The organism is Paracoccus sp. NFXS7 (assembly GCF_040148865.1).
Classification (GTDB): Bacteria; Pseudomonadota; Alphaproteobacteria; order Rhodobacterales; family Rhodobacteraceae; genus Paracoccus; species Paracoccus marcusii.
In genome coordinates, this window is record NZ_JAKEKV010000005.1 from 58,512 (window position 1) to 76,856 (window position 18,345).

Genomic DNA, 18,345 nt, shown 5'->3' on the forward strand with positions numbered 1-18,345 from the left:
ACATACCGGAAAACGCATGTCCGAGATTCCCGCACGGTCCTATCTGAAACCCGCGCAGCTGCGCCTGATCCTGGAGATCGCCGACAGCGGGCAGCTGCGGCAGGCGGCGGCGAACTGTGCCATGACCCAGCCCGCCGCATCGCGGATGCTGGCCGAGGTCGAGCGCCTGTTCGGCGCCCCGCTGTTCGAACGCCAGCCCAAGGGCATGTCGCCTACCGAGATCGGCAGCACCGTCCTGCGCCGCGCCCGCGTGATCCTGCGCGAGATGCACAGCATGTCGGCCGACGTCCACGCCCTGCGCGGCGGCCAGGCGGGGTCGGTGCATGTGGGCGCGGTCACCGGGCCCGCGGTCGGCTATCTGATGGCCTCGATCCGCGAAATCAAGAAGGAGACGCCCGAGGCCGACATCACCGTCGACGTGATGCCGTCGCGCGAACTGCTGGGCCATCTGACCACGGGGCAGATGGATTTCGCGCTGGCCCGGATCCTGCCGGAATTCGACAGCCGCGATTTCGAGATCCTGCCGCTGCGCGACGAGAAGGTGACCTTCTGCGTGCGCGCCGATCACCCGATGGCGCGCGCCCCGATGGTGACATTGACCGAGCTGCATGACCACGAATGGATCATGCAAAGCCGCGGCGCCCCCATCCGCGAGGCCACGATGGAGGCCTTCGCCGCCGTGGGCCTGGCCGAGCCGCGCAACATCGTCAACAGCCCGTCGATCCTGTTCACCATCGCCTATCTGGCGAACAGCGACGCCATCGCCTCGGTCTCGGAGGAGGTGGCGCAGCTGCTGATGCGGCCGCCCGTCCATGCGGGGTTCGCGCTGCTGGCCCAGCCCCGCGAGATCCGCGTGGACCCCTATTACCTGCTGAACCTTCGGCGCCGGCCGCTGTCGCGGCTGGCGCGGCGCGTGCGCCAGAAGGTGATCGAAAAGACCCTGGCCGCCGATTAGGGCCGCGACAGGTCCACCGGGCTGATCAGCGGCTGTCCCGCGAAATGCGCCTCAAGGTTGTCGACGATCAGCGACGCCATCGCGTCCCGCGTCTGGACCGTGCCCGACCCCTGATGCGGCGACAGGGTGACGTTGGGCAGCGCGGTCAGGCGCGGATCGGGGTCGGGTTCGGACCAGAACACGTCCAGCGCAGCAGCACCAAGGCCCCCGTCCTGCAGCGCCGCGATCAGCGCGGGTTCGTCCACCACCGACCCGCGCGCGACGTTCACGAACAGCCCGTCCGGCCCAAGCGCGCGCAGCACCCGGTCCGAGATCAGCCCCTGCGTGTCCGGCCCCCCGGCCACGATGGCGATCAGGATGTCGCTGTCCTGCGCCAGCTGTTCCGGGTCGGGCTGGAACGGATAGCCCGCATCCTTGTCGCGGCGGTTCCAATAGGCGACCTGCAACCCCTGCTGGCTGGCCAGTTCGGCAATCTTGTGGCCGATCGTGCCCATGCCCACGATGCCCAGCCTGCGCCCGCGAAAGCTGCGCTGCAGGGGGAACGCGCCCTTGCGCGCCCAATCGCCGTTGCGGACCCAGGCATCGGCGGCCACGACGTTGCGCCAGCCCATCTGCGCCAGCAGCAGCGCCATGTCCGCGACCTCCTGCGCCAGCGCCGGAGAGGCGTTGGTCAGCGCCACGCCGCGGCGCGCGATGGCATCGACGTCGAACGCGTCATAGCCCGCCGACCCGCAGCTGATGATCTCCAGCGCGGGCAGTTGGTCCAGCAGGGCCGCGTCGACGCTCGTGTGCCCCATCGCGACCATGCCCCGGCAGGCGGCGCCGTGGCGCGCCAGAAAGGCGGGCCTGTCGTCGGCCAGGTCCAGACGGTGCAGGGTAAACTGCTGTTCAAGGCGGGCTTGGGCGTCGGGGCGGGTGGGGGACAGCATCAGGACGTCGGGCTTCATCGGGCTCTCTTTCTGGCGGTTCGGGCGCCAGCATGCACCGCGCGGCCGTCAATCGCCACCCATGCGCTGCGGCGGGACCAGCGCGCGGATGACCGCGCCCATGTCGACCATGCCCACCACCTGCCCGTCGCGCATCACCTGATAACGCCGCGCCGTGGCGCCGCGCGACAGGGCGATCACGCTTTCCAGCGTGTCGTCCGCATCCACCTGACCCGACGATGCGCCATCGCCCGGCCCCGTCATGACCGAGCGCACGCGCAGCACGCGGGCGCGGTTGATGTCGGCGATGAACGCCTCGATATAGGGATCGGCCGGGTTCAGCAGGATGCCCTGCGGCTCTCCCTGTTGGACCACCTGGCCGTCCTTCAGGATGACCAGGTGATCGGCCAGCTTCAGCGCCTCGTCCAGGTCGTGGGTGATGAAGACGATGGTCTTGTGCAGTTCCGCCTGCAGTTCCAGCAGCAGGTTCTGCATGTCGGTGCGGATCAGCGGGTCCAGCGCCGAGAACGCCTCGTCCATCAGCATGATCCCCGCGTTCGAGGTCAGCGCCCGCGCGATGCCCACCCGCTGCTGCATGCCGCCCGACAGCTGGTGGGGGAAATGCGCGCCGTATCCGCCCAGGCCCACCCGGTCCAGCCAGGCGCGGGCGTCGGCCTCGTATCCCGCGCGCGGCACCCCCTGCGTCAGCAGCGCCATGCCCGCGTTGTCCAGCACCGTGCGATGCGGCAGCAGCGCGAATTTCTGGAACACCATCGACATGGTCCGCCGCCGCAGGTCGCGCAGGCGGCGTTCGTTCCAGGTCAGGATGTTGTCGCCGTCGACCAGCACCTCTCCGGCGGTGGGTTCGATCAGCCGGTTCAGGTGGCGGATCAGCGTGGACTTGCCCGACCCGGACAGGCCCATGATGACGGTGATCTGGCCCTCGCGGATGTCCACGTTGATGTCGCGCAGGCCCAGCACGTGGTTGTGGCGCGCCAGCAGGTCGGGCTTGGACAGGCCCTCCAGCACCTGCGGCAGCACCGCGGCGGGCCTGCTGCCGAAGATCTTGTACAGATTGCGGATACGGATCTTGACCGGGGCATCCATCAGCGGCCGTCCCGGCTGACGTCGATGCGCGCCAGCGATGCCTTGGTCACGCGGTCCAGGATGATGGCCAGCAGCACGATGCCGAAGCCCGCCACCAGCCCCACGCCCAGTTCCAGGTTGCGGATGCCGCGCAGCACCAGCACGCCCAGGCCCGGCGCCGAGACCAGCGACGCGATGACCACCATCGCAAGGCTCATCATGATGGTCTGGTTCACGCCCGCCATGATGTTGGGCAGGGCCAGCGGGATCTGGACGCGCCACAGCTTCTGCCCGCGGGTCATGCCGAAGGCGTCGGCGGCCTCGATCACGTCGGGATCGACCAGGCGGATGCCCAGGTCGGTCAGGCGGATGACCGGAACGATGGCATAGAGAATGATCGCGATGCCGTACAGTTTGGGTTCGGTCACGCTGAACAGGAAGATCAGCGGGATCAGATAGACGAAGGCCGGCAGCGTCTGCAGCATGTCCAGCACCGGCGTGCCGATCCCGCGCAGCGCGGCGCTGCGCGACATGGCGATGCCGACCGGCACCCCGATCAGCACGCAGATGAAGGCGCAGACGAAGATGATCGCCAGCGTCTGCATCGCCTCGGTGTAATGGTCAACGAAGGCCAGGAACCCCAGGGACAGCGCCACCAGCCCGACCACGCGCCAGGACCGCGCCACCGCCCAGGTCACGGCCAGCAGCAGGGGCAGCATGATGAACCACGGCGTCGCCACCATCAGCCAGATCATCTGGCGCAGCATCCAGCTGAGCGGTTGGGTCACCGGGTCCAGCACGATGCGCAGCGCGTCGCGCGCCGACAGGAACGCACGTTCCAGACCCAGGGTCAGGTCGCGCGTCTGCCAGATCGCACCGCAGGCCGCGTGCAGGTTGTTCAGCGACGGCAGCGGCAGGTCCCACCACGATCCCGCCGGCGCGGCCGAACCGCCCGATGCCCGCGCCATCAGGTCGGCCATCGACATCGGCCCGCCCCCTCCGCCGCCCGCGTCGCACCATGCCCTCAGCCCCAGGGCGTCGAACAGCCCGTCATAGGTCGCCATGTCAGTCCCCCGATGAATGCGCGTCCGCCAGGCCGGGCCGGGGATCGCCCCGGGCCCGGCCCGCCGGTCAGTTCTGGCCCAGCAGGGCCGACAGCTTGCCCTTGGCCTCGTCCGACAGCCAGCCGGACCAGGCGTCGGTATTGGTGGTCAGGTAATGGACCGCCACCTCCTCGGCCGATGCGCTGTTCTCGTCCTGCCAGGCCAGCAGGGTGTTCAGCTCGTCGGTCTTGAAGGTCATCTTGCGCAGGAACTCGACCACCTCGGGCTGCTCGTCCACCAAGGCGGCGGTGACGGCGGTGACACTGGGCGCCTCGGGGAAATCGGACACCTGCGGGTCGGGCGCGTTCGGGTTCTGCAGCGGCGTGAACTTGGCCTCGTCATAACCGCCAAGATCGATCCGGGTCATGTCGTACTTGCCAAGCGGCACGGTGGGGCCCCAGTAATAGCCGAACCAAGGCTCTTGCGCGCTGACCGCCGATCCCATCGACGATGCCAGCGTTTCGCCCGAGCCGTGGTTGAACACCTCGATGCCCGCACCCTCCAGGTCCAGCGCGCGGATCAGGTTGTCGCTGACCACGCGGCAGCCCCAGCCTTCGGGGCAGTTGTTGAACCGCCCCACCAGCTGGGGATTGTCCAGCACGCCCTGGATGGTGGTCAGTTCGGGATGCGCCTCGGCCAGATAGGTGGGGATCCACCAGCCCTCGATCCCGCCCGGGTCCAGGACGTTTGCCAGCGTCACCATGGTGCCCTCGGCCTCCAGCCGGGTATAGGCCTCTCCGGCCGAATTCAGCCACAGGTCGGTGACGATGTCCGGCTCTCCGTTCTCGGCGACCGAGGTGATGGCCGGGATGGTGTCCGACTTGACCAGCGTCACGTCGCAGCCATAGCCCTGCTCCAGCAGGAACTTGGCCACCTCGGTGATGATCTCGGCCGAGGTCCAGCCCATCTGCGCGATCGACAGATCACCGCAGGTCCCCGGTGCGTCCTGCGCCGCGGCGGGCACCGCAAGCGCGGTACCCAGGGCCAGGGTCGTCATGGATAGAAGATGTCTCATCGTCAGTCTCCCGGTTGATGTCGGTTGGGGCGCCATGGCCCGTCAAAGGTCCTTGACCAGCCGCAGCGCGTCATAGATCGCGGCATGGGTGTTGCGGGCGGCGACCGCGTCGCCGATGCGGAACAGGCGGAACCGCCCGTCGGGGTTCGCGGCGACATCCTGCGCCCCGCCCGCGATCAGCGCGTCGTAATCGACCGCGCCCAGATTGCGCGACAGGGGCTTGAGGTCGAAATACAGATCGTCCAGCGGCCGCGTTCCATGGTTCACCACCACCTGATCGACCAGCCTTTCGCGGGTCATGTCGCCATAGTCGCTGCCAAGCGTGGCGCGCAGGCGATTGCCGTCGCGCACCACCGACACCAGGCGCCAGGTCACGGTGAAGGTCACGTCCCGGCGCTGCAGGCTGCGCATGTAGGGGACCAGGTTCATCGCCATGACCTCGGGGGCGAAGGCGCGGTCGGGGGTCACGATCTCCACCCGCGCGCCCGTGGCGGCGATGACGTCGGCGGCCTGCAGGCCCGCATGGTCGCCCGCGTCGTCAAAGATCAGCACGTCCTGGCCCGGTTTCACATCGCCCGACAGGATGTCCCAGGCCGAACAGACCAAGTCGTTGCCCGCGCCCAGCACCTCGGTATGGGGCAGCCCGCCGGTGGCCACGATCACCGCGTCGGGGTCGGTGGCCAGCACGTCGTCCACCTCGGCATAGCTGTTGAAGCGGAACGACACCCCGTGCTTTTCGCACATCGCCATCCGCCACGAGATGATCGAGATCATCTCGCGCCGCCGCTCCTGCTGGGCGGTCAGGCGGATCTGGCCGCCTGGCTTGTCCGCGGCCTCGAAGACGGTCACGGCGTGCCCGCGTTCGGCGGCCACGCGCGCCGCCTCCAGCCCGGCGGGACCGGCGCCCACGATGGTCACGCGGCGCCTGTCGGATGCGGGCGGGATGTCGTGGGGCATCGTCTCCTCGCGCCCGGTCGCGGCATTGTGCAGGCAGAAGGCCAGCCCGCCCTGATAGATGCGGTCCAGGCAATAGTTGGCGCCGACGCAGGGGCGGATGTCATCCTCGCGGCCTTGGATGATCTTGCGCACCAGATGCGGGTCGGCCATGTGCGCCCGCGTCATGCCGACCATGTCCAGCAAGCCCGCGGCGATGGCGTGACGCGCGGTCGCGACGTCGGGGATCTTGGCGGCGTGAAAGGTCGGAAACCCCGTCTCGGCCCGGATCCGGCCCGCAAATTCCAGATGCGGCGCGTTGCGCATGCCCTGCACCGGGATCAGGTCGGTCAGCCCGGCATCGGTGTCGATATGGCCGCGCACCACGTTCAGGAAATCGACCAGCCCACTGTCCTTCAGCAGATGCGACACCCGGAACCCCTCCTCGGCGCCCATGCCGCCGGCCAGCACCTGATCGCCGGTATAGCGCAGGCCGACGATGAAATCCGGCCCGCAGCGGTCGCGGATCGCGCCCAGCACCTGCATCGTGAAGCGCAGGCGGTTCTCCAGGCTGCCGCCCCACGGTGCCTCAAGGTCGTTGGTCAGGGGCGACCAGAACTGTTCCAGCAGGTGGCCATAGGCCTCCAGCTCGATCCCGTCGACGCCCGCGGCCTGCATCCGTTCGGCGGCATCCGCGAAATCGCGGGTGATGCGGGTTATGTCCCAATCCTCGATCCGCTTGGGAAAGGCGCGGTGGGCGGCCTCGCGTTCGTGGCCGGGGGCCACCACGGGCAGCCAGTCGCCCTTGTCCCACCGGGTGCGCCGGCCCAGATGCGTCAGCTGGATCATCACCGCCGCGCCGTGGTCGTGGCATTCATCGACCAGCTTGCGCATCCATCCGACGACCTCGTCCTTGTAGGCCAGGATGTTGTTGAAGACCGGCGGGCTGTCGCGCGACACCGCCGCCGACCCCGCCGTCATGGTCAGCGCCACCCCCGCCCGGGCCCGTTCGACGTGATAGGCGCGATAGCGATCCTTGGGCATCCCGTCCTCGGGATAGGCCGGTTCGTGACTGGTGATCATGATCCGGTTGCGCAGGGTCAGGTGTTTCAGCCGATAGGGCTGCAGAAGGGGGTCTTGGGACATCCGTGCCTGCCGTTGGGGAAACCGATCAGGGTCATACGGCGCAAAATGTTCACCTGTGTCAAATAAAAAGACAGCACTGCATACTTTGGGCGGAGTGATGTCTTGCAGGGGTTGCGGCCACCGCCTAGGGTTCCCGCATGGATGCACAGGAAATGGCCGGCGCGGGCTGGCGGGGATCGCGGGACGGCTGGCTGGAGGCGGGCTATCGCGCGCTGATCGAAGGCGGCGTGGACGCGGTCAAGATCATGCCTCTGGCACGCCAGCTGAACCTGTCGCGCACCAGCTTCTACTGGTTCTTTCACGACCGCGAGGCGCTGCTGGCGGCCCTGTTGGATGGCTGGCACGCACGGACCACGGTGCCCCTGATCGCGGCAACGCGCCAGTATGCCGAGACCCAGGCCGAGGCGATGCTGAACGTCCTGTGCTGTTTCCTGACACCGGGCGTCTTTGATTCGCGGCTGGAATTCGCGGTGCGCAGCTGGGCGTTGCAGGACCAGTCGGTGGCCGACCGCGTCACGGTCGCCGATGCCACGCGCATCGCCGCGCTGACGCGGATGATGGCGCATTGGGGCCATGACCCGATGTCGGCCGATGTCCGCGCGCGCACCATCTATCTGGTCCAGATCGGCTACATCTCGATGCAGTCGTCCGAGGACATCGAAACCCGCCTGTCGCGCATCCCGTCCTATGTCCAGATCTATACCGGCGCCGCCCCCGAACCGCGCGAGATCGCCCGCTTCAACGCGCGGCTCCGACGCGACGGGGCGGCATAGGCGGCTATTCCGCCGCCTGCAGCCGCGCCGCGCCGGCCAGCAGGGCCGCCAGTTCGGGGCGGCACGATCCGCAATTCGTGCCCGCACCGGTGGCCTGGCCCAGGGCCGCGACGCCGGCGCATCCCTGCCCGATCGCCTGACGGATCGTGTTCACCCCCACGCCAAGGCAGGCACAGACGATCGCGCCCGGATCGGGCATGTCCGACCGGGGCCGCCCGGCCAGCGCGCCCGCCGGGGCCCCGCCCAGCATCGCGGCCAGGTGCGACCGCGACAGCGCGACGGGCCGGGGGCCGACGAACAGCGCCGCCGCCAGCCGGCCGTCGCGGTGAAAGGCCATCCGGTGCAGACCGCGCGCCGGATCGCCCATCTGCTGGGCCGGCGCGCCCAAGCCCAGCAGCCGCTGCGCCCAGTCCTGCCAGTCGTCGGGGGCGCGGGTGCCCGCCATCTCGACCTGCCAGCCGCCGGGCAGACGGCTTTGCGCCCAATAGGCGCAGTCCGGCGAAACCGGCGCGTCGCTGACCAGGAACGCGTGCCACGCGGCCGCGAACCGCCCCACCGTCACCGCCGCCGCCTTGCTGGCCGGCTGGCCCGAGACGGGATCGACCTGCCCCGCGACCAGCGCGTCGATGCGCCCGGCCGATGCGCTCTGCCCGCTCCAGTGGATCGGGGCGAAGGGGTGGGCGGGGCGCACGGCGTCGCTGATCATCACGCGCAGGATGGCGCGGCCCTGCGGGCTGTCCACCTGCGTCAGATCGGCGGCGGCCAGACCAAGGCGGCCCGCATCGTCCGGATGCAGCTGCAGATACGGTTCCGCCAGGTGCCGCGCCAAGCGGGGCGACAGGCCGGTCCGGGTCATCGTGTGCCACTGGTCCCGCGTGCGCCCGGTGTTCAGCAGCATCCGGCCCACGGGGTGATCGGGCAGCCGGGCCGTGACCGGCACCATCCGCGCCCGCCCGTCCGGCGTGTGGAACCGCCCCGTGCCAAAGAACCGCCCCGCACGCTGCGCGGGCCCCTGGGGCCAGTGGACGGGCGCCAACGCCTCGTAATCCGCGCCCGCAAGGTCCGAAATGTCGAAATCACAGCCCAGGGCGCCCGCCACGCCCGACAGGGCGGCATGTTCCGCAAAGATCTGCGCAGGCTCGGTCCAGCCGAAGCCGCGGAACCCCATACGGTGCGCCACCTGCGCCACCGCCCACCAATCGGGCCGCGCCTGCCCCGGCGCCGGCAGGGCGGCGCGCTGGCGGCTGATCAGGCGTTCGGAATTGGTGACCGTGCCGTCCTTTTCGCCCCATGCCGTCGCCGGAAGCAGCACATGGGCCAGCCGCGCGGTGTCGGTGTCGGGCCAGGCCTCGCTGACGACGGTGAAATCGCAGGCGGCGATGGCGCGGGCCACGCGGTCCGCGTCGGGCATGGTGACGGCAGGGTTGGTGTGGATGATCCACAGCGCCTTGATGCGCCCCTCCTCGACCGCGTGGAACAGGTCGACGGCCTTCAGGCCCGGACGCGCGGCCATCCGTGGCGCGTCCCAGAATGCCCGGACGGCATCGCGGTGGTCGGGGTTCTCCAACTCCAAATGACAGGCAAGCATGTTCGACAGGCCGCCGACCTCGCGCCCGCCCATGGCGTTGGGCTGGCCGGTGACACTGAACGGGCCCATGCCCGGATGCCCGATGCGGCCCGTCGCCACGTGGCAGTTCAGGATCGCATTGACCTTGTCGGTGCCGGTGTCGGACTGGTTGATGCCCTGGGAATAGACGGTGACGACCCGGTTGGTCGCCGCCCACATCTCCAGGAACGCGGAGAGGTCACACGGCTCCAGGCCGGTGGCGGCCGGGTCGGCGCGGCGTGCCGCGCTCAGCGCCACGTCCAGCCCCGTGACATGGGGCATGAACCCTGCGTCGATCCGGCCCGTGTCGAACAGATGGCACAGAAGCAGGTTGAACAGATGCGCGTCCGCCCCCGGCCCGATCGCCAGATGCAGGTCGGCCCCCTCGCAGGTCGCGGTGCGGCGCGGGTCGATGACGACGATGCGCATGTCGGGTCGCGCGGCCTTGGCGGCCATCAGCCGCTGGTGCAGGACCGGGTGGCACCAGGCCAGGTTCGACCCGGTCAGCACGACCAGATCGGCCAGCTCCAGATCCTCGTAAAGGCCCGGCACGGTGTCGCTGCCAAAGGCCCGGCGGTGTCCCGCGACGCTGGACGCCATGCAGAGGCGGCTGTTGGTGTCGATATTCGCGCTGCCGATGAAACCCTTCATCAGCTTGTTGGCGACATAGTAATCCTCGGTCAGCAACTGGCCCGAGACATACATGGCCACCGAATCTGGCCCGTGATCGCGCACCGCCGCGGCAAAGCGGTCGGCAACCAGGTCCAGCGCGCGGTCCCAGGATGCCTCGATCCCGTCGATGCGCGGGGTCAGCAGGCGGCCCTGGGTGGCGACGGTCTCGCCCAGGGCGGCACCCTTGACGCAAAGGCGGCCGCGGTTCGCGGGGTGGTCCGGGTCGCCCCGGACCGTCAGCCCGCCCTGCCCGTCCGGGGTGGCCAGCACCCCGCAGCCGACCCCGCAATAGGGACAGGTGGTCCGGATCGTCATGCCGCCCGCCTCAGCGCGTGGGCATCCAGCCAGATCCGCCCGCCCTCGACCCGGACGGGATGGGTGACGACGCGGTCCTCGTCCGCGCCCTGCGCCTGTCCGGTGGCCATGTCGAACACCCAGTTGTGCAGCGGGCAGGTGACCTGTGTGCCATGCACGATACCCTCGGACAGGGGGCCGCCCTTGTGCGGGCAGCGGTCGTCCAGCGCAAAGACCCGGTCGTCGGCGGTGCGGAACACCGCCACGCAACCGTGCAGGGTGCGGACCACGCGCGCGCCCTGCGGCGGGATGTCGTCCAGTGCGGCGATGTCGATCATGCTCATGCGACGGTCCTCATTCGGCGGCCTTCAGGGTCAGGTCGGCCACGGGGGCCCATTCGGCGGGACGGGCGGCGTGATCCGCCCAGGGGTCGGTCTGATAGATCGCCTGGCTTTCCGCGAACCGCGCCACCAACGCGGCACGCGTCCCGGCATCCGCCACCTGATCGCGGCACCAGTCCAGCCCCACCTTGTCCACCCATCTGTAGATGCGGTGCAGATAGCGGGCGTTCTCGCGGTACAGCTGCACGAACGCGGCGGTGACGTCGCAGACCTCGTCGGCGGTCGCGACCGTCAGCAGGGGCACCGTCTCGCGCACGTCCATGCCGGCGGCGCCCGCCACGCTGATCTGGAACCCGCTGTCGACGCAGATGATGCCGATGTCCTTGCAGGTCGCCTCGGCACAGTTCCTGGGACAGCCCGACACGCCCAGCTTGACCTTGGCGGGCGTCCACGACCCCCACAGCAGCTTCTCCAGCCGGATGCCCAGACCCGTCGAATCCTGCGTGCCAAAGCGGCAGAACTGTTCGCCCACGCAGGTCTTCACCGTGCGCAGACCCTTGGCATAGGCATGGCCCGACACCATCCCGGCATCGTTGAAATCGGCCCAGATCGCGGGCAGATCCTCCTTCCGGACGCCCAGCAGGTCGATGCGCTGGCCGCCGGTGACCTTGATCATCGGCACCGCGTATCGGTCAGCGGCGTCCGCAATGGCGCGCAATTCCGCGCTGGTGGTGACGCCGCCCCACATGCGGGGGACGACGGAATAGGTGCCATCCTTCTGGATGTTGGCGTGGTTGCGTTCGTTGACGAAACGGCTCTGCCGGTCGTCGCGGTATTCCGTGGGCCAATCCGCGATCAGGTAATAGTTCAGCGCCGGGCGGCAGGAGGCACAGCCGCCGACCGTGCGCCAGCCCAGGTCCTGCATCACCGCCGGGATGGATTTCAGGCCCATCGACTTGATCAGGCGGCGCACGTCCTCATGCGTGTGGTCGGTGCATTTGCACATCGGCGGGTTGGCGTTCGCCGCGAAGCCGCAGCCCAAGGTCAGCGCCATGACCTGTTCGACCAGCCCCGTGCAGGTCCCGCATGAGGCGCTGGCCTTGGTCAGGCCCCGCACCGCGTCCAGGCTGTGCGCGCCGCCCTCGATCGCCCTGGTGATCTGTCCCTTGCAGACGCCGTTGCAGCCGCAGATCTCCGCCTCAGGCGGCAAGGCTGCAACGGCTGCCAGAGGGTCCGCTTGGGCCCCCCCGGCGAATGCGGGACCAAAGATCAGCGTATCGCGATCCGCCGTGATGTCGGCCCCGCTGCGGATCTTGTCGAAGAACCATGCCCCGTCGGCCGTGTCGCCATACATGACGGCGCCGATCAGGCGGTCACCCTCCAGGATCAGGCGCTTGTAGATGCCGCGGCCGGGGTCGCGGAACACGATGTCCTCGCGTCCCGGCGCATCTGCGAAATCGCCCGCGCTGAACAGGTCGCAGCCGGTGACTTTCAGCTTGGTCGCGGTCTGGACGGGCTGGAACGCGGCATCCTGCCCCGCCAGCGTCGCGGCCAGAACGCGGGCCTGATCGTAAAGCGGCGCGACCAGGCCGAACAGCTGCCCGTCATGTTCGACGCATTCGCCAAGCGCAAAGATCGCCGGATCGCTGGTCCGCATGTGGTCGTCGACGGTGATGCCGCGCGCGACCTCCAGACCCGCATCGTTGGCCAGCCGCGTCTCGGGGCGGATGCCCACGGCCATGCAGACCAGATCGGCGGGATAGACGGTCCCGTCCTCCAGCAGCACGGCCTCCACGCGATCGGTCCCCAGGATCGCCTTGGTCGCGCCCTTGCAATGGACGCGGATGCCGCGCCCCTCAAGGTCGCGTTGCAGCAGATAGGCGGCGGCGGGGTCCAGCTGGCGTTCCATCAGGTGGCCCATCAGATGGATCACGGTGACCTCCGCGCCGCGCGCGGCCATGCCGGCGGCGGCCTCCAGCCCCAGCAGACCGCCGCCGATCACGACTGCCCTGGCACCGGGGCGGCTGGCGGCGATCATCGCGTTGGTGTCCTCCAGGTCGCGATAGGCGACGACGCCGGACAGCTTGTGCCCCGGCAGCGGGATGATGAAGGGTGCCGACCCGGTGGCGATGACCAGCGCGTCATAGGGCACGGGCCCGTTCGCGCCCTGCACGACCCGCGCGTCGCGGTCGATGGCGGTCACGCTTTCGCCGAACCGGCAGGTGACGCCCTGCGCCGCGTACCAGGCGTCGTCGTGGGTGACGATCTGGTCATAGGTCTTGTCGCCCGACAGGACCGGCGAAAGCATCAGCCGGTTGTAGTTGCCGCGCGGTTCCGCGTTGAACAGGGTGACGTCCCACTGGCCGGGGGCCATGTCGAACAGATGCTCCAGCATCCGGCCCGAGGCCATGCCCGCGCCGATGACGACCAATTTTCGTGCCATGATGCCTACTCCGCGGCTTCGACAAAGCGGTGGCGTTCGTACAGGAACCGCAGGACCGATTCCCGGGCGCGCACGTAATCGGGCTGGCTGGCCAGCCGGATGCGGTCGCGCGGGCGGGGCAGGTCGACGGTGACGACCTCTCCAATGGTGGCGGCGGGGCCGTTGGTCATCATCACGATGCGGTCGGCCAGCAGCACGGCCTCGTCCACGTCATGGGTGATCATGATCATGGTGTTGCCAAGCCGCGCGTGGATCTCCATCACCGCGTCCTGCAGATGCGCGCGGGTCAGCGCGTCCAGCGCGCCGAAGGGTTCGTCCAGCAGCAGGACCTTGGGCTCCATCGCCAGGGCGCGGGCGATGCCGACCCGCTGGCGCATCCCGCCCGAGATCTCGGCCGGGCGCTTGTCGGCGGCATGGCTCATCTGGACCAGGTCCAGGTTCTGCATGATCCAGTCGTGGCGTTCCGCGCGGGTCTTCGTGCGGCCGAAGACCTTGGTCACGGCCAGCTTGACGTTGTCATAGACCGTCAGCCACGGCAGCAGGCTGTGGTTCTGAAAGACCACGGCCCGGTCGGGGCCCGGCGCGTTGACCTCGCGCCCGTCCAGGGTGATCGCGCCGCGGGTCACGTCGGTCAGGCCGGCGACCAGGTTCAGCAGGGTCGACTTGCCGCAGCCGGAATGGCCAATGATGCTGACGAATTCGCCCTTGTCGATCGTCAGGGTGATGTCGGACAGCACATGCGCCGTCCTGGACCCGTTCACAAAGGATTTGGACAGGTGTTCGATGGACAGGTATTTCATGGTCATTCCCCTTACGCGGCCGTGCCGCGAGAGACGACGCGTCCGATCCAGCCGACCAGACGATCCAGGATGAAGCCCGTGCCGCCGATATAGGCCAGGGCCACGATGATGTCGCTGAGGCGGGACGAATTCCACGCGTCCCAGATGAAGAAGCCGATGCCCACGCCGCCGGTCAGCATCTCGGCCGCGACGATGGCCAGCCAGGACAGGCCCACCCCGATGCGCAGTCCCGAAAAGATGTAGGGGGCGGCGGCGGGGACCATGATCTTCCAGAAGAACTCGATCTGGTTCAGGCGCAGCACGGCGGCGACGTTGCGGTAATCCTGCGGGATGGCGCGCACGCCCGCGGCGGTGTTGATGATCACCGGCCAGATCGCGGTGATGAAGATGACGAAGATCGCCGACGGCCCGCTGTCCATGAAGGCGGCCAGGCTGATGGGCAGCCAGGCCAGGGGCGGCACCGTGCGCAGGATCTGAAAGATCGGATCGAAGCCGCGCATCATCAGCGCCGACTGTCCGATGACCGCGCCGGTCAGCACGCCCACCACCGCGGCCAGGCCAAAGCCATAGGCCACCCGCTCCAGCGAGGTCAGCACGCGCCAGCCCAGTCCGATGTCCTGGGTGCCATAGACGTAGAACGGCTCCAGGATCAGAAAGCCGCTGTCGATCCAGACCTGGACCGGCGTGGGCAGGCCGCTGCCCTCGCCCGATGCGCTGACCTGCCAGATCGTCAGCAGCACGACCAGCACGGCCAGGGGGGGCAGGACGCCGGCGGCCAGCGCCTGGCCGCGCTTGCGCCAGGCGGCCCGGCGGGGGGTGCTGCGGGGGGGCAGCGCCACGACGGGGGCTGCGGGTTTCGGGGTCAGGTCCAGCTTGCGCTTGAGGGCTGTGACGTTCATCGGATCACACCATCGCCTTGATGGACTGCGCGTCCAGATAGGCGTCGGGGTTCGCCGGATCGAAGGCCTTGCCGTCGAAGAACGTCTCGACCCCGCGGCTGTCGCCGAAATCGGGCGTCAGGCCCAGGCCCGCGGCGGCGGCCAGCCACAGGTCGCTGCGGTTGGTGCCGTTCACCAGGGCTGCCGTATCCAGATCCCCCGGCAGGTATCCCCACCGCTTGTTTTCGGTGACGAACCACGCATCCAGCGATTTCCAGGGATAGGACGTCTCTCCGTTCCGGCCCCAGAACTTCATCGCCAGCTCGGGGCGCAGTTCGTCGCGGCCGTTGCCATAGTTGATCTGGCCCTGGATGCGGCCGACGATGTCGGCCACGGGGACGTTGTACCATTGGCGGCGGCCGATGATCTCGGCCATCTCCTGCTTGTTCTCGGGCAGGTCGCACCACATCTGGGCCTCCATCACGGCCATCATCAGCGCGACGGTGGCATTGGGGTTGGCGTCCACCCAATCCGCCCGCATCCCCAGGATCTTCTCGGGATGGCGCGCCCACAGTTCCCCGGTCGTGGCGGCGGTAAAGCCGATGCCCTGGTTCACCAGCTGCTCGTTCCACGGCTCTCCGACGCAGAAGGCTTCCATGTTGCCGACCTTCATGTTGGCGACCATCTGCGGGGGCGGCACCACGATCAGGTCGACGTCCCGGGTCGGGTCGATCCCGCCCGCCGCCAGCCAGTAGCGCATCCACAGATCATGCGTGCCGCCGGGGAAGGTCATCGCGACGGGGATGTCCTCGCCCGCGGCACGGCGGGCGGCGAAGATCTCCTTCAGCGGGCTGCTGTCGATGCCCACGCCGCTGTCGGCATAGTCCTGGCGCACCGACAGGCCCTGCCCGTCCTCGTTCAGGTTCAGCAGTGTGTACATCGCCAGGGGCTGGCCGTTCTGCATCACGCTGCCGGTGGAGTACAGGTGCACCTTGGGGCGCAGGATGTGGCCGCCGTCGATGCCGCCCGATGCCGACCCCAACGCCATGTTGTCGCGCGTGGCCCCCCAGCTGGCCTGCTTTTCGACCCGCACGTCGGGCATGCCGTATTTCGCGTAAAGCCCCTTTTCGGACGCGATGATCAGCGGCGCGCTGTCCGTCAGGGCGATGTAACCCAGGGTGCAGCCGGTGACCTCGGGCGTGCCGGGGGTGGCGGCCCATGCCCCGGCGGGCAGGGCCAGGCGGGCGGCGGCCATCGTGGCCATCGCGCCGGTGGCCTGCAGGAAACGGCGGCGCGAGGGGGGCGTGATCAGGGACGTGATCTGGGTCATGGGGGCTGGTCCTTGGACTGGCGCGCAGCAGGGCGCACGAACACGAAAGGCCACCTGCCGCGGCCCTGCGGACAGGGCACGATCAGATGGCGTCATTGCCGAAAGATGGGGAACCGCATCCTTGCGGCCGGGGGTCAAACGCGGTGCGCCGTTGCATCCGCCTTTCCCCGATCATTCGCGGCGCCGGGGCCTCGGTCAAGCCTGCGGGGCGCGTCCGCCCCCCCTGCCCCGCCCACCGCCGCGAATTGCGCCAGCCTGCCCGCGAATTCAGCGCCGCGCGAACGCCGTGTCGAACCGGTGGCCGTCGAAGAACGCATCGGCGCCCAGAATCATCCGGCCCTGTTCGGTGGCCACCGGGGTCGGGGCGACCATCGCGCCCTCGACCTTGGCGGATGCCGCGGGCAGGTCGGCCCCCGCCTCGCGCAGGTGGCGGCGATAGAGGTCGGTGCGGAAACAGGCGGCCGCCCGCGCCATCGCCCATTCGGGGTCCAGCCCGTGCCGCGCGGCCAGGCGCGCGCCCAGCATCGCGGCGATGCTGCGCCACGGGAACGTCGCGCCTTGCGCGTGAAAGCGGATGAAGCCCGGACAATCGCGCAGATCGCCTTCGGGCGTGACATGCAGGCGGCCCAGCAACCCGCGTTCGCACAGTTCGGGCGGCAGGTTCAGCCAGTCGGGGCGCGACAGGATCTCGGCCGCGGTTCCGCGGTTGCCGGGCTGGTCCAGCCAGCGGCCCGCCCGCCACAGCGCCCGCATCAGCCGGCCCGTGGGGTCGGGATGGCCTTCGGCAAAGGCGCGGGTCATCACCAGCCCCTTTTCCGGTGGCGCAGCCCAGATGGCGGACCCCGGCAGCAGCAGTGCGCCGACGCCGCGTTCCACCGCACGCGACGCCCAGGGCTCTCCGACGCAATAGGCATCGACCTCCTCGGCGGCCAGCGCATCGGCCATCAGGGGCGGCGGCACGGTATGGATGGACAGCCGCGCGGCCAGCCCGGTCCCGTCCAGCCAGTGCCGCACCAGTTCGGCCTGGGTCGAGAACGGGAACGGCACCCCCACCCGCAGCGGCCCCGGATGCGCGCGCGCCAAGGCATCGCGCGCCGCGCGCGGATCGCGGAAATCGAACCCGTGGCCCTGATCGCGCAGCCGCGCGGCGATGGCCCGCGACACGGCGATGGCCTGCCCGCCCTGCGACAGGACCATCAGCAGGTCCAAGTCGGGGAACGCCGGACCCAGCCCCAGCCCCTGCGCGATGGGCAGCGGCACCAGCATATGCGCCGCGACCACCGCCCCAGTGCCCAGCATGTCGCGGCATTGCGCCCAGCTGCCGGCGCGGACCAGGTCCAGGTCCAGCGCCTCCTCGGCGGCGAAACCCAGCTCGCGGGCGATGATCAGCGGCGCGGCATCGGTCAGCGGCACATAGCCAAGGCGCAGGCGGTCGGTCATGTCAGCAGCCCCGCCGCCATCACCAGCTGCTGGGCAATGTCGGCCACGCGGCGCTTCTGGTCCATCGCGGTCTTGCGCAGCAGGGCATAGGCCGCCTCCTCGTCGATGCCGCGCGCCTTCATCAGGATGGCCTTGGCGCGGTCGATGATCTTGCGCTCCTCCAGCGCGGCCTTGGTGGCGGCCAGTTCGGCGCGCATCTTGTGGAACAGGTGGAACCGCGCGATGGCCGCGTCCAGGATCGGCTTGATCCGGTCGCGCTGCAGCCCGTCCACAACATAGGCGGACACGCCCGCCTCGATCGCGGTGCGGGTCAGCTGTTCGTCCGACCGGTCCACGAACATCGCCACCGGCCGGTCCAGCGGCCCCGAGGCCAGGGCCAGCTCCTCCAGCACGTCGCGCGACGGGTCGGCCACGTCGATCAGCACGATGTCGGGCTGCGCCTGCGCGATGCGCCGCGCCAGGCCCGTCTCCTCGGCGATGACGGTGATCTGGTGGTCGCCGGAGGCGCGCAGCCCGTCGACGATCCTGATCGCCCGGTCCCGGTCGCGTTCGACCACGATGATTGACAGCCGCTCCATCCCGCCACTGACGACCGCGCGCGGGG

At 69.4% G+C, this 18,345-nt stretch carries 15 protein-coding genes; 2 read left to right on the forward strand and 13 right to left on the reverse strand.

Going from position 1 to position 18,345, the window contains the following annotated elements:
- The first annotated feature begins 16 nt into the window (after nucleotides 1-16).
- On the forward strand, nucleotides 17-955 hold the full coding sequence (locus LZ686_RS10215; protein WP_139597990.1) for a LysR family transcriptional regulator: 939 nt from the start codon (nucleotides 17-19) through the stop codon (nucleotides 953-955).
- Here LZ686_RS10215 and LZ686_RS10220 read toward each other — a convergent pair.
- The 5 genes from LZ686_RS10220 to hpbA form a co-directional block, all read right to left on the reverse strand.
- Nucleotides 952-1,902, reverse strand: coding sequence for a 2-hydroxyacid dehydrogenase (locus LZ686_RS10220; RefSeq protein ID WP_349547697.1), 951 nt, complete (start codon nucleotides 1,900-1,902; stop codon nucleotides 952-954). The genes LZ686_RS10215 and LZ686_RS10220 overlap by 4 nt on opposite strands.
- Before the next feature lie 48 nt (nucleotides 1,903-1,950).
- Complete coding sequence (locus LZ686_RS10225) at nucleotides 1,951-2,988, reverse strand: quaternary amine ABC transporter ATP-binding protein (protein ID WP_349547698.1); 1,038 nt, start codon at nucleotides 2,986-2,988, stop codon at nucleotides 1,951-1,953.
- Entirely contained in the window at nucleotides 2,988-4,031 is a 1,044-nt protein-coding gene (locus LZ686_RS10230; RefSeq protein WP_349547699.1) for an ABC transporter permease, read from the reverse strand. Before LZ686_RS10230 ends, LZ686_RS10225 begins: the two co-directional genes overlap by 1 nt.
- Nucleotides 4,032-4,098: 67 nt before the next feature.
- Nucleotides 4,099-5,085, reverse strand: a complete 987-nt coding sequence (locus tag LZ686_RS10235; RefSeq protein WP_148911559.1) for an ABC transporter substrate-binding protein — start codon at nucleotides 5,083-5,085, stop codon at nucleotides 4,099-4,101.
- Nucleotides 5,086-5,127: 42 nt separating this feature from the next.
- On the reverse strand, nucleotides 5,128-7,164 hold the full coding sequence (hpbA, locus tag LZ686_RS10240) for an N-methyl-L-proline N-demethylase HpbA (protein ID WP_349547700.1): 2,037 nt from the start codon (nucleotides 7,162-7,164) through the stop codon (nucleotides 5,128-5,130).
- Between the two features lie 137 nt (nucleotides 7,165-7,301).
- Between hpbA and LZ686_RS10245 the strand changes: the two genes are divergently transcribed.
- Nucleotides 7,302-7,937: a TetR/AcrR family transcriptional regulator gene (locus LZ686_RS10245; protein ID WP_349547701.1), complete on the forward strand. Its 636-nt coding sequence runs from the start codon at nucleotides 7,302-7,304 to the stop codon at nucleotides 7,935-7,937.
- Between the two features lie 4 nt (nucleotides 7,938-7,941).
- On the opposite strand, the gene LZ686_RS10250 is transcribed toward LZ686_RS10245, so the two are convergent.
- The 8 genes from LZ686_RS10250 to LZ686_RS10285 all read right to left on the reverse strand — a co-directional run bounded on the left by LZ686_RS10250 (nucleotide 7,942) and on the right by LZ686_RS10285 (nucleotide 18,319).
- A complete protein-coding gene (locus tag LZ686_RS10250) occupies nucleotides 7,942-10,530 on the reverse strand; it encodes a nitrate reductase (RefSeq protein ID WP_349547702.1) in 2,589 nt (862 codons plus the stop codon).
- Nucleotides 10,527-10,853, reverse strand: a complete 327-nt coding sequence (gene nirD / locus LZ686_RS10255) for a nitrite reductase small subunit NirD (RefSeq protein WP_349547703.1) — start codon at nucleotides 10,851-10,853, stop codon at nucleotides 10,527-10,529. Before nirD ends, LZ686_RS10250 begins: the two co-directional genes overlap by 4 nt.
- A 10-nt stretch (nucleotides 10,854-10,863) precedes the next feature.
- Nucleotides 10,864-13,293 (reverse strand): nitrite reductase large subunit NirB, encoded by a 2,430-nt coding sequence (gene nirB / locus LZ686_RS10260; RefSeq protein ID WP_349547704.1) that lies wholly within the window; start codon nucleotides 13,291-13,293, stop codon nucleotides 10,864-10,866.
- Between the two features lie 5 nt (nucleotides 13,294-13,298).
- Nucleotides 13,299-14,093, reverse strand: coding sequence for an ABC transporter ATP-binding protein (locus LZ686_RS10265; protein ID WP_349547705.1), 795 nt, complete (start codon nucleotides 14,091-14,093; stop codon nucleotides 13,299-13,301).
- Between the two features lie 11 nt (nucleotides 14,094-14,104).
- Nucleotides 14,105-14,992, reverse strand: a complete 888-nt coding sequence (gene ntrB / locus LZ686_RS10270; protein WP_349547706.1) for a nitrate ABC transporter permease — start codon at nucleotides 14,990-14,992, stop codon at nucleotides 14,105-14,107.
- Between the two features lie 4 nt (nucleotides 14,993-14,996).
- Nucleotides 14,997-16,301, reverse strand: a complete 1,305-nt coding sequence (locus LZ686_RS10275) for a CmpA/NrtA family ABC transporter substrate-binding protein (protein ID WP_349547707.1) — start codon at nucleotides 16,299-16,301, stop codon at nucleotides 14,997-14,999.
- 267 nt (nucleotides 16,302-16,568) lie between these two features.
- Nucleotides 16,569-17,741, reverse strand: a complete 1,173-nt coding sequence (locus tag LZ686_RS10280) for an ABC transporter substrate-binding protein (protein ID WP_349547708.1) — start codon at nucleotides 17,739-17,741, stop codon at nucleotides 16,569-16,571.
- Nucleotides 17,738-18,319 carry an ANTAR domain-containing response regulator gene (locus LZ686_RS10285; protein WP_045981857.1) on the reverse strand — a complete coding sequence of 194 codons (582 nt, stop codon included), beginning with the start codon at nucleotides 18,317-18,319 and terminating at the stop codon, nucleotides 17,738-17,740. The genes LZ686_RS10280 and LZ686_RS10285 overlap by 4 nt, the downstream gene beginning before the upstream one ends.
- Between the last annotated feature and the right edge of the window lie 26 nt (nucleotides 18,320-18,345).